Genomic DNA, 13,983 nt, shown 5'->3' with positions numbered 1-13,983 from the left:
GCCGCAAGATGCAAATATAATAACCTAAGCACGCAGCCACAAGTCGCTTCGCGACTTGCCGGCTGTAGTGCTACGCACAGAATAATAAGCTGAGCAACGCTACTTGTAATTACCTGAGCAATCAGCCGCAAGATGCTTCGCATCTTGCCGGCTATGGTGCTTCGCACCATAGAAACAGAAAAAGACAGCCATGTGTGGTTTTCTGCGAGCAGAACCACGCATGGCTGTCTTTTTCTATTTCTGCGTTGCTCAGGTAATTACATCATTCCCATGCCGCCGCCCATGCCACCTGCTGGCATAGCTGGAGCATCTTCCTTGATGTCTGCAACAACAGACTCTGTTGTAAGGAATGTAGAAGCAACAGATGTTGCGTTCTGCAATGCTGTTCTTGTTACCTTTACAGGATCGATAATACCTGCTTCGATCATATTTACATACTCTTCCTTGTAAGCATCAAATCCAACACCAACCTCAGACTCTTTGATCTTGTTGATGATAACTGCGCCTTCAAGACCTGCATTGGCTGCGATATGAGCAAGTGGAGCTGTCAATGCCTTTGCAATGATTGTTGCACCAGTCTTCTCGTCACCTTCCAATGTATCGATCAGAGCATTCAGCTTCTTAGAAGCATGGATATATGCAGATCCACCACCTGCGATGATACCCTCTTCTACGGCTGCTCTTGTAGCGTTCAAAGCATCTTCCAGACGAAGCTTTGCTTCCTTCATCTCTGTCTCAGTTGCAGCACCAACACGGATAACTGCGACACCACCAGCAAGCTTTGCCAGTCTCTCCTGCAGTTTCTCCTTATCGAACTCAGATGTTGTCTCAGCAAGCTGTGCCTTAATCACATTGACTCTTGCCTCGATATCTGCCTTTGCACCACAACCATCAACGATAACTGTATTCTCCTTGGCAACCTTGACGCTCTTTGCACGTCCAAGCTGATCCAGAGTTGTCTCCTTCAAATCATAGCCAAGCTCCTCAGAGATCACTGTACCACCTGTCAGAATTGCGATATCCTGCAGCATCTCTTTTCTTCTGTCACCATAGCCAGGTGCCTTTACACCTACGACTGAGAATGTACCACGCAGCTTATTTACGATCAATGTTGTAAGAGCCTCGCCCTCGATATCCTCAGCGATGATCAAAAGCTTCTGTCCACCCTGTACGATCTGCTCCAGAAGTGGAAGGATATCCTGAATGTTTGAAATCTTCTTATCTGTGATCAGGATATATGGGTTATCCAGCTCTGCAACCATCTTCTCCATATCCGTTGCCATGTAAGCACTTACATAACCACGGTCAAACTGCATACCTTCTACTAAGTCAAGCTCGGTCTTCATTGTCTTAGACTCTTCGATTGTGATAACGCCGTCCTTGGAAACCTTCTCCATTGCATCTGCAACGAGTTCGCCGACACCATCATCACCGGCAGAGATCGAAGCTACTCTTGCGATCTGCTCCTTACCATTAATAGACTCGCTCATCTCTGAGATTGCATCAACGGCTGCATCACAAGCCTTCTTCATACCTTTACGAAGTACGATTGGGTTTGCTCCTGCTGCTAAGTTCTTCATACCTTCGTTGATCATTGCCTGCGCCAGAACGGTTGCTGTTGTTGTACCATCACCGGCAACATCATTTGTCTTGGTTGCAACTTCCTTTACGATCTGTGCACCCATATCCTCAAATGGATCTTCCAGAGAAATCTCCTTTGCAATTGTCACACCATCATTTGTGATGAGTGGTGAACCAAATGACTTTGCAAGAACTACATTTCTTCCTTTTGGTCCAAGTGTTACGCTAACTGTATCTGCAAGCTGGTTTACGCCTGCTTCCAAAGCCTTTCTGGCTTCTGCTCCATACTTAATTTCCTTTGCCATTGTATTACGCCTCCTAGTTTTTTTCGCATCTTCTAATGATAACGGCAATACTTTCTTTGTACCCATACTGCCTTACCTGCTACTGAACGATTGCAAGAATATCTGCCTGCTTTACAATGATGTACTCATCATCTCCAAGCTTTACTTCTGTTCCTGCATATCTTGAATAGATTACTTTATCGCCAGCCTTGACTTCCATTGGAACCTTCTCGCCATCTACGACAGCGCCAGGGCCAACTTCAACAACCTCTGCATACTGTGGTTTTTCCTGTGACTGTGTTGGAAGAACGATACCTGATTTTGTCGTCTCTTCTGCAACGGACTGCTTTAATACAACTCTGTCTCCTAACGGTGTTAACTTCATAATATACCCGACCTCCTAATTTTTACTTTTAGCACTCATATTGGTTGAGTGCTAACATAATTCTTATTGTACTCATTTTTCTGAAAAAATCAACCCCTAATTTGTAAATTTAACCAAATGGACACAATTTGCCGGATAGTCTGTATATAATGTATGATTCCTATCCTGTTTTTATGCTATTCCGTTAGGATTCTATGATCGTATGGTTCGTCTTGATGATGCCCCGTGGCAGCGAATCCTTCGCATTCTTCCACGGCTCGTCCTTAAACCGGTAATCAAACTTATCAATAAACCAGCCGATATCGCCATTTACACGCTCCATACCCGCAAAATATGTCTTGTTCAAAATCTCCTGAAACTCCGCATAGGCATCCTTCGGAAGCTTCACACTGCCCTCATCATACAGGATTCCATAATGATAGGTACAAAAGCCCTTGCAGTTTGCAAACTTCTCACGGAACTCCGGCTCCTTCTTCCACAGATGAAAGATCGTATCAATATACCGCATCGACGTCTCTTTCATCCGGTTACAGATGAAACACGAATCCTCCAGTCGTTTGATATAATCACTGACCGAAGAGCTTGCCTGCTTCTTGAAGAGTCCTCCCGATACAACTGGTTTCCCTGTACTAAGCGCTTTCAGATCCCGGATTGTCTTATCCGTATGTGTCTTTAACATCAGGGCAAGCCCCAGCCGGTTCTTCTCTGCATAAAGCATCCGTACATGGTGCGCACAAAAGCCCTGCTCGTCTGTCATTGCACGGTTATCATCCTCCATATAGCTTGGTCCCATCGTGTAATCGATTGCATTCCGCTCCAATTGCCGGTTCATCTCGCAGATTGGACATTCACAGTCCGTCGTAAATGCGTCATTCACCGGAATCGTATACAACTGTTCTGCCATTTTTTGTTCCTCCCTTTTCTTTGTATCTCATTCAGACGGGCATCTCCCATCTTATTGCGCAAAAGAGAGCACAGCGATCCCGTTGTGCTCTCTTTACTTAGTTTACAATATAATCTCCTGTCTCTGCATCCCGCAGGAAATGCAGTTTCAGATAATTCCTGTAATTACGTAATTTCCCTTCATAGATGATTTCCAGATCATCACACATCCGAAAATCACGCGGGCAGGTCAATCCCGGTTTCTTCATAATCAGTGAAATTCCCGCCTTACGCAGAACATACGACACAAACTGTGAACAGAAATAATTGTATCGCCGTTCCACCGATCTCTGGCACATCACACCTAAAATTCCAAGATAATTATATCGATAAAATGCTTTTTCACTCTTAAATTGTTCCAGTATTTCCTTGATCTTTTCATACTGTTCTTTTGTTACACACAGTCTCCCGATTCTGCATGTTGTCTGGACATCACGCCCAAATACCCCCGTCGTGATATCCTCATTGATAAATCCGCAGTCAAACGGATTATATAAGTGCTTTCTTGCGAAGCTATACATTTCCTTTAGTTCCACATCCATCGCCAGTGATGTATGCGCATATGGCTCCCGCGTCCATAGCTTGATCACACGTGACGGAAGTGTCTGTGTCTTGGACAACACAATATAAACACTGTAATCTTCCTCTTCTGGTTCATACACGTGCAAAGGAATGTCTGTCATAATATTATTTGCATCCATACTAAATCAATCTGTTATTACAGATTATGCTCCATCTCATTTATTGTTCTTAATACTCTCCCGAATCATATCCTTCAGCTTCAGCGCCTCATCCTTCATACGGGAAGATGCCGACCGCGATGTAATCACGATGGACAATAACCGCAATGCATCCTCGTTTTTTCCAAGTCTGCGCGCTAAATCCGCTAATAGATAGTGGAGTGTATTTTCATCCATTCCCGCCATTGGGAACGTCTCTGATGAGATTGCCTTCAAAAATCCTTCATACGCATTTTTTAAACATTCTCTTTCATCCATATACAGGGAGCGATTTTCCTCCGGTGTGATACCTTCCGGTCTCGCTGCAAGATACTGTCGTTTTCCACGCAGTACCCATGCGTATTTCAGACACGTGTATGCCCGCTCACTATTTTTCGCCTTTTTCACCATTGCTGTGATCAGCGCCAACTGATAGCGCGTGATCGCGTCATCATATGTAAAGATATCCTTCTGGATTGCCGGCTCTATACCATTGAACTTCGAACCGATCTGTTCGCTGATATCCCGGATCTGCCGGTTCATCAGCTTGCCAAAATATCTGCCAAGCGCAGAATATCCACACTTCTCGCAGGTAATCACATCATACTTGATTGGATCTATATGATTATAAATCGGTCGAAGATCCGTATCTTTGCTTTCCAGCCGGACCTTTCCAGCTCGCACGCATTTCGTCTTAAATGTCAGATTACAAATCGGGCATTCATAAGTCTTATCAAACAGTGCTTCTTTCTCCAGCTCCTCCGGTGACTTTGTCTCCTTTTGTTCCGCTTCCCCGCGGCGTGCGGCTGCTCCGGAATCATTATCTAATATCTTTGATTCGTCAAAATCACCAAGGCCAAGATTTCCGATTGTGGAAAAAATGCCCATCTCAATCCTCCTCTGCCTAACACCCCTGTTACTTCTCTTATTTACCCGGCTTGTATGAACTCTTTAATGAGACAATCCGGTTAAATACCAAATGATCTTCTGTTGTATCTTTCTCGTCCACACAGAAATATCCATGACGCAGGAACTGGAACTTATCACCCTTGACAGCCTCTCCCAATGCTGCCTCAAGCTTACAATTCTTTAAAACTGTCAAAGAATTTGGATTGTAGTTCAGGGTACCATCTTCATTGAGTTTTCCCTTTTCTTCATCCACAATATTCTCGTACAGACGAACCTCTGCATCCACTGCACTTTCTGCAGATACCCAGTGGATCGTTCCTTTGACCTTTCTGCCCTCAAAACCGGAACCACTTCTGGTCTCCGGATCATAGGTACAGTGGATCTCCGTTACAACTCCATTTTCATCCTTCTTGTAATCCACGCACTTTACGAAATAAGCACCCTTTAAGCGCACTTCATTTCCAGGGAACAACCGAAAATACTTCTTCGGCGGCTCCTCCATAAAGTCTTCGCGTTCAATATATAACTCTCTTGAGAATGCAACCTGACGCTTGCCAGCAGATTCATCCTCCTGATTGTTATCGATATCAAAATATTCGACCTGACCTTCCGGATAGTTATCAATAATGAGCTTGATTGGATCTAATACCGCCATCATACGGTTTGCCTTCAGACGCAGGTCCTCACGGATACAATACTCAAGCATTGCATAATCCGCAGAGCTCTGTGACTTTGATACACCAACCAGCTCCATAAACATCTTGATGGATTCTCTTGTAAATCCACGTCTCCGAAGTGCAGCAATTGAAACCAGTCTTGGATCATCCCAGCCATCTACGATGCCATCTTCTACCAGCTTCTTGATATAACGCTTTCCAGTCACAACATTGGTCAGATACAGCTTGGAGAACTCAATCTGTCTCGGTGGGTTCTTGTATTCCAGTTCCCGTACAACCCAGTCATAGAGTGGTCTGTGATCCTCAAACTCCAATGTACAGATAGAATGGGTAATTCCCTCCTCGGCATCCTCGATCGGATGTGCAAAATCATACATCGGATAGATGCACCACTTATCACCGGTATTGTGATGTGTCATACGTGCAATACGATAGATAACCGGATCACGCATATTGATATTCGGACTTGCCATATCAATCTTCGCACGCAATACCTTGCTTCCATCCGGATATTCTCCGTTCTTCATACCCTCAAATAATTTCAGGTTTTCCTCTACACTTCTGTCACGGTATGGGCTGTTCTTGCCCGGTTCCTTCAGTGTTCCACGATACTCGCGGATCTCATCTGCAGACAGATCGCAGACATAGGCTTTTCCTTTCTTGATCAGCTTGATTGCTGCTTCGTACATTGCATCAAAATAATTCGATGCGAAATAAATCTTATCTCCATAATCAGCGCCCAGCCACTTGATATCATCAATGATGGACTGCACATATTCTGTCTTTTCCTTTGTCGGGTTCGTATCATCAAACCGGAAATGGAATGTTCCACCATACTCCTTGGCAAGACCATAGTTTAACAGAATTGATTTGGCATGTCCGATATGCAGATATCCGTTTGGTTCTGGTGGAAAACGGGTTACAACCTCTGTATATCTTCCTTCTGCCAGATCTTTATCTATCTCCTGTTCAATAAAATTCTTTGAAACTGTTGCTTCACCTTCCATGGACGTACTCCTTTTTTTCTAGTATTTCTCTATCATAGCATTGTATATGCATTTCGTCAATTTACTCTTTCGTGTCTGTCGGTGCAGACGCATCCGGTGCCGCGCTGTTTTGTGTACCATCTGCAAATACGCTGTCCATCTGGGAATCATAATTTGTCATGATCTTGTTATTGATTTCCATGGAACGCTTCTCATAATCCTCGTGCGCGAGTTCTTTTTCTGATTTCTCCACATAGGCTTCGCCACCACCCATGCTTGTCTGGAAATCACGATTGACTTCCTCTACCAGTGCATTTACCTCTGGTGTAAGAATCGAGCTGTCTACCTTCGGAATCTCGGATGTCTGCTCCAGATCGGATGGATCTGCCAGCTTCTCTGCTTCCTGTACCGTTGGAATCTCACTGCCTGTACTTCCATCGATTACGGCATCTGCCAGTTTCTCATCCGCCGTTTCTGCCTGCGGTGCTTCCAACTCCTCGGAAACCTCTGGCTTATCCAATCCAAGTTTCTGCAAAAGCTCTGGATTCACATCTTTATTTGCATTGGCAAGCTGGGCGATCATATCTTCCGCATCCAGCATCTCTTTGTTCTGCTTATTGATCCGTCCTGCAAAGATTACAAGACATACGACCAGAATTACGATAATCACAGCAGCTCCAACCATAATTCCAATCACAAGTGGATTTGTGAACGGACTCTTCTCTGTCGGAACTTCCACCGGTGCACTTGGCGTTGCCACAGTCGGGGTTGCCGGAACCAGTACTTCCTCTGACACGATCATCGGTACATAGCGTAAAAATGCCTGTTCCTTTGCATCGTACTCATAAAAGCCTTCCTCGCCCTCAACATTGATCGCATAAACAAGATACAAATCCTTATCTGCAATATCATCAGACTGATAAGCAACGACCGAATTGTCTCCAATCTTCAAAGTCGTCTCCTTAAATCCATCCGGAATTGCAACACCATCTGGAACTGCAGTTATAATATAACGGTTATACTGAGAAGAATACTCCTGATATGGAGTAAATACATCCTTTTCCGCATCCATAATAAACCAGTGGTTCTCGCCATCCTCGTCTTTCAGACATACCACTGTGATCTTCTTATTTGGGGACTCGTAAGAAAGTACATCCCAGTCCTTATAAGTTGTCGTACCGGCAGTAAAGCCTTCCGGTGCTTCCAGACCATCCTCGTTCATCACAAATGAATATTCTTTTCCATCGATCGTCGCAACCGGATCTCCGACATCCTCGCCCGCCTGTACATTGATCGTATAAACCTTAACCGCACCATTTTCCGCAGTAACGGTTACCCGTACAGTGTTCTTTCCTTTCTGGATCGAATTGGCACCAGAGACACTTGTTGTCGCGTTGCCATCTGCAGCAGATGCACTGACAACCACACTTGTAACATCCTCATCCACCTGTAACGAGTATGTCGTACGGTCTGCGGAAAATGCAGGTGTCAATGTACCCGGAGATACCTGCAGACTTGCCAGATCGCAATCTGCCGATCTGCCATCATCCTCTGTCGTCTCAGTTGTCTCTCCGGCCTCTGTTGTTGCATTTCCATTATTGGTATCTCCATTGTTCGATGCGGTTGCAACCGTTACCGTTGCACCTGCATGGGAGATTGATATGGCATTGCCGTTGATATCATAAACATCACTTCCGCTTGTTGTGATACTTCCGCTACCATTTGCAATGGCTGTAAAGGAAATCGAAAACGAACCCGCAGAGGTTCCACTTGCCGTTACAGTTCCGCCGCCGCCATTGACGATGGCGCTTCCACTTGCGGAATTATATTGCAGCACGCTCGAATTGTAGGACACATAGATCGTGTATGCGGAAATATCCGAGCCACTGACGGATATCGTTGCAGTAACGTTATTTCCCACGCTCACGGTGCTTGCGCTCAATGCAATCACTACATTTGCCGCCTGTGCATCAATCTTTCCAAATTGCAGGCATAAAATGAATGCCGTTAAAATTGCCAGTCCACGTTTCAAAAATTGTTTCATGATAGTCCTCCTGCTTTTTCCTGTCGTTTCTCATGTATGTTACTGGATTGTCTCCAATCCAACAATATGCCGCTGTATCTTGACGATATCCAACGCGGTTACTTTTCCATCTCCATTGATATCCGCGATTGCAAGCACATCACTGTTTAACGCGTCCAGACCAACGATCAGACGCTGCAGCTTGACAATATCCAAAGCCGTGATCTTGCCATCACCGTTCAGGTCGCCCTTCTTGCCACCCGCAGACGGTGTCGTCGGGTTGTTCGTTGCCGTGCCCCGCACGACTGTTAATTTATAGGTTCTGGTCGCACCACTCTGCGCCGTTACCACAAGGCTGATCACGTTTGTTCCCTGTGACAGACTCACCGTTCCTGCGCCGCTCACACGGGCATTCTTATTCACCGGTGTTGCTGTGATATTGATCTTATCTACGGAAGCGGACACGATCAGAGAATAATCCGTCGTATTGTTCACCGCATAGGACGGTGTCAGTCCGTATCCCGCAATGGAAAGCGTTTTGAGCCAATTATTTGGATTTCCGGAATCCGCAGGTTTTGAAACTGCCTGTGACGGCAGGCTGGAATAAACCGGAATCTCAAACATCATCGAAGAGTTGAGCAGATTATTGTTTTTATATGCATTGTAGCTTGTCAGGCACTCCGTTGCCGGTGACTGGATATTCGTCATGTACTGATGACTGAACAGACTGCTCTTGTTTGTCACGTTAAATTTCTGTGTATATAACGTATTCTGTCCGACATTGATATACGATGCACCGAGATACTGTGCACCGCCAATGATAGACTTTGCTGCGGTGTTCCACGGACGTCCATATGAACCGCTTCCGGCCGCCCATTGCAAGCCCTTTACCGCTGCATTGCCATTTGGCGTGTCAAATGCTCCAATGTTGTAGAAGTTATAAATGCCCGGATATGAGGAATTCGTTCCAGAACATGCAGTTCCAATCGTAGAACCCATCTCCAGACGGATACGGCTCGCAATATGATATGGGCTGACACCGGACTGTGCCGCTGCCTCCATAATGATCTGTGCATAGGTGCGGCTGTCACCTGCCGGTTTTGTCTGCGACATAAAGGTCCCCTTCAAAATTGCTTCCACACCAGTCTCATTCTGTACGCCCTGCTGATAAGACAGGCTCTCAAATGCAAAAATATAATTTTCATACAAGTATGTACGTGGGTCCATATAATAAGCAACCAGTTCATCCGATGCCGCAAACCATGTCTTTCCATCGAAGGAACTCCATGTGTCCGTTGCAATGTTATAGCCGATTGTCGTCGATCTCCAGTTATAATGCGGATACGAGCTTGTTCCATAGATCAGATTCTTGACCTGCCCGGATTTGGATACCTCATTAGCTACAAGTGTATTCCAATCCACTCCGGTCTGAACCGCCCGAAATTCCCAGTTTGGGTATTTCTCATGGATGGCACGCAAATAAGGCTTATAGCTGTCCGGGAACCCCTGCGCCGAAAGCTTTGCCTCAAAATCAGCATCCCCACTCGGTGTCGAAGGTGTCGGTGCTACACCAGCCACCACGTATTGGGAACTCACATATCCGGTATAGCTGCCCCCATTATAGGTGAGCGTTACCTTATACCAGCTGGAATTGGATGTATCCTGTATCGTCAGTGCCTGTCCACCATTTAAATAAATTGTATTTCCATTGGAATCTTTTATCGGCGTACCACCGGGTGTCTCACGAAAATAAACCCCAGTTACACCAGATTTTATAGAACCTTCCGTTGCTGCTGACGCATGCAAAACGGGTATATATTGAAAAAGCAGAACAACCATGCAGATTGCCACTACCGTTGCTATCCATCGTTTTTTTGTCATCAAACCACACCTTTTCTGAATTTGAGCCTAGTTATACAAGGGTAGTATAACACAATATATTGATGGTTGCAGTAATTTTTTGGCTTTTTTTGTGATTTTTCACAGAATTTTCTGAATTTTTGTTTTCAACATTCCCTCTTGACAGAAAACCAATAATAAAGTATTATCTCTGTTGTGCTTTATACAAAGCAAGCTGGTATGGCTCAGTCGGTAGAGCGTCGCATTGGTAGTGCGGAGGTCACGGGTTCGATTCCCGTTACCAGCTTATTTTAAAAAAGAAACTTCCTTAACAAAGGAAGTTTCTTTTTCTTTTTGTCTAATTTTATTTTTTCGATAATTTCCCACGGATACGCTGCAATGCATTGTCAATCGACTTCTCTGTCTTTCCGAGCTGTTCTGCGATCTCCTCGTAGGAAAGTCCCTGCAAATACAGTTTTAACACCTGCTGTTCAAGCTTGCTAAGCTCTTTTTTGATACGAGCATTCCGATCTTCGATCTGTTCGCGTGCAATCAATAGCTTCTCCGGGTCTTCTTCCCGGCTTGTGGAAAGACGTTCCTCCAGCATGAAGTTGTCACCCTCCTCGCTGTTCATATACAACGATACATAGGAATTTAACGGCACATGCTTCTTGCGGTTCGAGTTTGTGATTGCATTCTGAATCTGTCTGCGGATACAGACACTGGCAAAGGTGGAAAAGCTGGCTGCCTTGTCCGGGCTGTAATCCCGGATTGCCTTAAAAAGCCCAATCATCCCCTCCTGCGCCAGATCCTCGGTTTCCGCGCCGATCAGATAGACTGTACGCACTTCCCGTTTGACCAGATATCCATACTTTTGCAACAGGAACTCTGTTGCCTCATCCTCACCAGCCCGTCCAAGCGCAAGTATTTGATTGTCGTCCATCTTTGTATAATCCAACGCTTCTTCTCCGTATTTTTACCGCATTCTCTGCCGCACAACCTCATAGGCAAGCACGCCGGCTGCCACGGATGCATTCAACGAATCTATATCGCCCTTCATCGGGATCGATACAACATAATCACATTTTTCTTTGACAAGGCGGCTCACACCGCTTCCTTCGTTTCCGATCACAAGACCGATCGGTCCGGTCAGGTTCGCCCGGTACATCACCTCACCGCCCATATCAGCGCAGGCAAACCATAGGCCTTTTTCCTTTAGTTCTTCGATTGTCTTGGCAATATTTGTCACCTTGGCAACTGGTGTATAGTGGATTGCACCTGCCGAAGCCTTGACTACCGTTGCAGTCAGTCCGACTGCCCGGCGCTTCGGAATGATCACGCCATGTGCCCCACACAGATTTGCAGTACGGATAATCGCACCTAAGTTATGCGGATCCTCAATCTCATCTAAAATAAAGATAAACGGATCCTCGCCCTTTTCCTTTGCTTTTTCTAAGATATCATCCACTTCCGCATATGAAAATGCCGCTGTAATTGCCATCACACCCTGATGCTTCCGGTCTGGAGACATCTGATCAAGCTTTTCCTTGCTCACAAAATTTACGATCACATCTTTTTTCTTCGCATCACGTAAGATGGATGAAATCACGCCATCGCGCAGACCATCCTGAATATACAGCTTGTCGATTGTTTTTCCGGCACGAAACGCCTCTAACACCGCATTTCTGCCTTCAATCATATGGTCGTCCTGCGGTTCCTGTTCATTTATAATATTCTTATTCTCACTCATCTTTGTTTTCCTTCATCATACTTATGATTCTTTACTCTCAAGATACTGCCGGATCATACCATCCACAAAATATTGCAGCCGGTCCATATCTCCCTTCAGATACAGATATCCATACAGTGCCTCTAAACCGGTCGCTTTGCGGTACTGTCCCATCGTGGCATTCTTTGCCTTGGAATGGGTATTCGTATTTCTGCCACGCTTGTAGACATCCAGCTCATCTTCTGACAGTTCTTCCATGATCTGGTCGATATAATCTGCCTGATTCACCGCCTTAACGATCTTGCTGACCTCCACATGATACTTATGCGGCTGCATGTTGGAATGTGTGACGAAATATTTCTTCACAAGCAGATCCAATATACTGTCACCCATATACGCAAGCGCAAGTGGCGAGTACTGATATGCATTTACCTGTTCGGTCTTTACGCTCTCTTCCATCTTACACCTTCTCTGGTATCCTCCAGAATGATTCCCTTCTCTGTGAGCAGATCACGGATTTCATCCGCTCTCGCAAAGTTCTTTGCCTTTCTGGCTGCCTGACGTTCCTCGATCAGATTCTCGATCTCCTCGTCTAAAAGCACCTCCTGCTCCTTGATATCAATACCAAGAATATCCATCAGCTGTTTCATCGTATCATAGATCTTCTGCGCAAATGCCTTGCTTGTTACACCAGCCTCGACATTTGTATTTGCAAATTTTACAAGCTCAAAGATAACAGAAATCGCATCGGCTGTATTTAAGTCATCTTCCATCGCATCTTCATAGCGCTTTACAAACGCTGGAATCTCCTCTGCCAGCTTTGTCTCTGCCTCGGTCATATCTGCAACTGTACTGTTGTTGATTGCTTCCTCTACCTTTGATGCTGATGTGCGGATTCTGTCCAGTCCGTTCTTAGAGCTTTCCACAAGCTCTGATGAGAAATTAAGCGGACTTCTGTAATGTGCGGAAAGCATGAAGAAACGGATGACCTGCAGATCGTACTTTTCTCCAATCTCTCTTACCGTGAAGAAGTTTCCAAGTGACTTGGACATCTTCTCGTTGTTAATCTTCAAAAATCCATTGTGCATCCAGTACCGTGCAAACTCTGTATCATTGGCTGCCTCACTCTGCGCGATCTCATTCTCATGATGTGGGAAGATCAAATCCTCTCCACCGGCATGAATATCAATGACATCGCCAATATACTTCTTCGACATAACCGAACACTCCAGATGCCAGCCTGGTCTTCCATCGCCCCAAGGAGATGGCCATGATGGCTCGCCTTCCTTCTTCGGCTTCCAGAGTACAAAATCAAGCGGATCTTCCTTCTCATCCTCACCGGATACAAGAAGTTCACGGTTTCCGGCACGCAGATCGTCAATATTCTTCTTAGAAAGCTTACCATAATCAGAGAACTTTCTCGTACGGAAATATACGGTTCCATTTACTTCGTATGCATAGCCCTTCTCAATCAGCGTCTCTACCATTGCGATCATGTCCGGGATTTCCTTCGTTGCCTGCGGATGTGTCGTTGCTTCTTCTACATGAAGCGCTGCCATATCCTTCTTGCACTCTGCGATGTAGCGCTCGGAAATCACAGACGCATCCACACCTTCTTCATTCGCGCGCTTGATGATCTTGTCATCGACATCGGTAAAGTTTGACACATAGTTTACTTCATAGCCCTTGTACTCAAAATATCTGCGCAATGTATCAAACACGATCATCGGTCTTGCATTTCCGATGTGAATATAGTCATATACGGTTGGTCCACAGACATAGATACCTACCTTGCCCTCGTTGATCGGATGAAATTCATCCTTATGTCTGGTGAGTGTATTAAAAATCTTCATACCTGTTTGTTCCTCCTGCGATCGTTCCATTTTTCTTTTTCAAATATGTCATGCAA

At 45.2% G+C, this 13,983-nt stretch carries 12 protein-coding genes and 1 tRNA gene; 1 reads left to right on the top strand and 12 read right to left on the bottom strand.

The window, feature by feature from the left end:
* Nucleotides 1-257 precede the first annotated feature (257 nt).
* The 8 genes from groL to H9Q76_RS05525 all read right to left on the bottom strand — a co-directional run bounded on the left by groL (nucleotide 258) and on the right by H9Q76_RS05525 (nucleotide 10,387).
* Complete coding sequence (gene groL, locus H9Q76_RS05560) at nucleotides 258-1,886, bottom strand: chaperonin GroEL (RefSeq protein ID WP_021984307.1); 1,629 nt, start codon at nucleotides 1,884-1,886, stop codon at nucleotides 258-260.
* 79 nt (nucleotides 1,887-1,965) lie between these two features.
* Complete coding sequence (locus H9Q76_RS05555) at nucleotides 1,966-2,250, bottom strand: co-chaperone GroES (protein WP_021984306.1); 285 nt, start codon at nucleotides 2,248-2,250, stop codon at nucleotides 1,966-1,968.
* A gap of 184 nt (nucleotides 2,251-2,434) precedes the next feature.
* Complete coding sequence (locus H9Q76_RS05550) at nucleotides 2,435-3,154, bottom strand: DUF6062 family protein (RefSeq protein ID WP_117780708.1); 720 nt, start codon at nucleotides 3,152-3,154, stop codon at nucleotides 2,435-2,437.
* A 97-nt stretch (nucleotides 3,155-3,251) separates the two neighbouring features.
* Entirely contained in the window at nucleotides 3,252-3,875 is a 624-nt protein-coding gene (locus H9Q76_RS05545; RefSeq protein ID WP_117780743.1) for a hypothetical protein, read from the bottom strand.
* A gap of 54 nt (nucleotides 3,876-3,929) precedes the next feature.
* Nucleotides 3,930-4,799 (bottom strand): DUF2225 domain-containing protein, encoded by an 870-nt coding sequence (locus H9Q76_RS05540; protein WP_117780709.1) that lies wholly within the window; start codon nucleotides 4,797-4,799, stop codon nucleotides 3,930-3,932.
* Between the two features lie 37 nt (nucleotides 4,800-4,836).
* Nucleotides 4,837-6,504 (bottom strand): glutamine--tRNA ligase/YqeY domain fusion protein, encoded by a 1,668-nt coding sequence (locus H9Q76_RS05535; RefSeq protein WP_021984302.1) that lies wholly within the window; start codon nucleotides 6,502-6,504, stop codon nucleotides 4,837-4,839.
* A gap of 61 nt (nucleotides 6,505-6,565) precedes the next feature.
* Nucleotides 6,566-8,527 carry a cadherin-like beta sandwich domain-containing protein gene (locus H9Q76_RS05530; RefSeq protein WP_021984301.1) on the bottom strand — a complete coding sequence of 654 codons (1,962 nt, stop codon included), beginning with the start codon at nucleotides 8,525-8,527 and terminating at the stop codon, nucleotides 6,566-6,568.
* Nucleotides 8,528-8,566: 39 nt separating this feature from the next.
* On the bottom strand, nucleotides 8,567-10,387 hold the full coding sequence (locus tag H9Q76_RS05525) for a dockerin type I domain-containing protein (protein ID WP_118670862.1): 1,821 nt from the start codon (nucleotides 10,385-10,387) through the stop codon (nucleotides 8,567-8,569).
* 192 nt (nucleotides 10,388-10,579) lie between these two features.
* On the opposite strand from H9Q76_RS05525, the gene H9Q76_RS05520 reads away from it, so the two are divergent.
* Nucleotides 10,580-10,652 (top strand) — tRNA-Thr (locus H9Q76_RS05520).
* A 57-nt stretch (nucleotides 10,653-10,709) separates the two neighbouring features.
* Here H9Q76_RS05520 and sigH read toward each other — a convergent pair.
* Genes sigH through cysS form a run of 4 tightly spaced genes read right to left on the bottom strand, consistent with a single transcriptional unit; the run spans nucleotide 10,710 to nucleotide 13,927 of the window.
* Nucleotides 10,710-11,303 carry an RNA polymerase sporulation sigma factor SigH gene (sigH, locus tag H9Q76_RS05515; RefSeq protein ID WP_249321807.1) on the bottom strand — a complete coding sequence of 198 codons (594 nt, stop codon included), beginning with the start codon at nucleotides 11,301-11,303 and terminating at the stop codon, nucleotides 10,710-10,712.
* A gap of 18 nt (nucleotides 11,304-11,321) precedes the next feature.
* Nucleotides 11,322-12,095 (bottom strand): 23S rRNA (guanosine(2251)-2'-O)-methyltransferase RlmB, encoded by a 774-nt coding sequence (gene rlmB / locus H9Q76_RS05510; RefSeq protein ID WP_249321806.1) that lies wholly within the window; start codon nucleotides 12,093-12,095, stop codon nucleotides 11,322-11,324.
* 21 nt (nucleotides 12,096-12,116) lie between these two features.
* The gene (locus H9Q76_RS05505) at nucleotides 12,117-12,533 is read right to left on the bottom strand and encodes a Mini-ribonuclease 3 (RefSeq protein ID WP_249321805.1); all 417 of its coding nucleotides are present in this window, start codon (nucleotides 12,531-12,533) and stop codon (nucleotides 12,117-12,119) included.
* Nucleotides 12,518-13,927 (bottom strand): cysteine--tRNA ligase, encoded by a 1,410-nt coding sequence (gene cysS, locus H9Q76_RS05500; RefSeq protein WP_118545083.1) that lies wholly within the window; start codon nucleotides 13,925-13,927, stop codon nucleotides 12,518-12,520. The genes H9Q76_RS05505 and cysS overlap by 16 nt, the downstream gene beginning before the upstream one ends.
* Nucleotides 13,928-13,983 lie beyond the last annotated feature (56 nt).

The sequence above is a fragment of the Wujia chipingensis genome, from assembly GCF_014337155.1.
Taxonomy (GTDB): domain Bacteria; phylum Bacillota; class Clostridia; order Lachnospirales; family Lachnospiraceae; genus Coprococcus_C; species Coprococcus_C hominis.
The sequence above is the reverse complement of the archived record's forward strand: the minus strand, read 5'-3'. Positions and strand labels throughout refer to the sequence as shown.

Excerpts from the sequence above, each read along its gene's own strand:
- groL (WP_021984307.1), bottom strand. The coding sequence starts at position 1,886 with ATGGCAAAGGAAATTAAGTATGGAGCAGAAGCCAGAAAGGCTTTGGAA.
- H9Q76_RS05555 (WP_021984306.1), bottom strand. The coding sequence starts at position 2,250 with ATGAAGTTAACACCGTTAGGAGACAGAGTTGTATTAAAGCAGTCCGTT.
- H9Q76_RS05550 (WP_117780708.1), bottom strand. The coding sequence starts at position 3,154 with ATGGCAGAACAGTTGTATACGATTCCGGTGAATGACGCATTTACGACG.
- H9Q76_RS05545 (WP_117780743.1), bottom strand. The coding sequence starts at position 3,875 with ATGACAGACATTCCTTTGCACGTGTATGAACCAGAAGAGGAAGATTAC.
- H9Q76_RS05540 (WP_117780709.1), bottom strand. The coding sequence starts at position 4,799 with ATGGGCATTTTTTCCACAATCGGAAATCTTGGCCTTGGTGATTTTGAC.
- H9Q76_RS05535 (WP_021984302.1), bottom strand. The coding sequence starts at position 6,504 with ATGGAAGGTGAAGCAACAGTTTCAAAGAATTTTATTGAACAGGAGATA.
- H9Q76_RS05530 (WP_021984301.1), bottom strand. The coding sequence starts at position 8,527 with ATGAAACAATTTTTGAAACGTGGACTGGCAATTTTAACGGCATTCATT.
- H9Q76_RS05525 (WP_118670862.1), bottom strand. The coding sequence starts at position 10,387 with ATGACAAAAAAACGATGGATAGCAACGGTAGTGGCAATCTGCATGGTT.
- rlmB (WP_249321806.1), bottom strand. The coding sequence starts at position 12,095 with ATGAGTGAGAATAAGAATATTATAAATGAACAGGAACCGCAGGACGAC.
- H9Q76_RS05505 (WP_249321805.1), bottom strand. The coding sequence starts at position 12,533 with ATGGAAGAGAGCGTAAAGACCGAACAGGTAAATGCATATCAGTACTCG.
- cysS (WP_118545083.1), bottom strand. The coding sequence starts at position 13,927 with ATGAAGATTTTTAATACACTCACCAGACATAAGGATGAATTTCATCCG.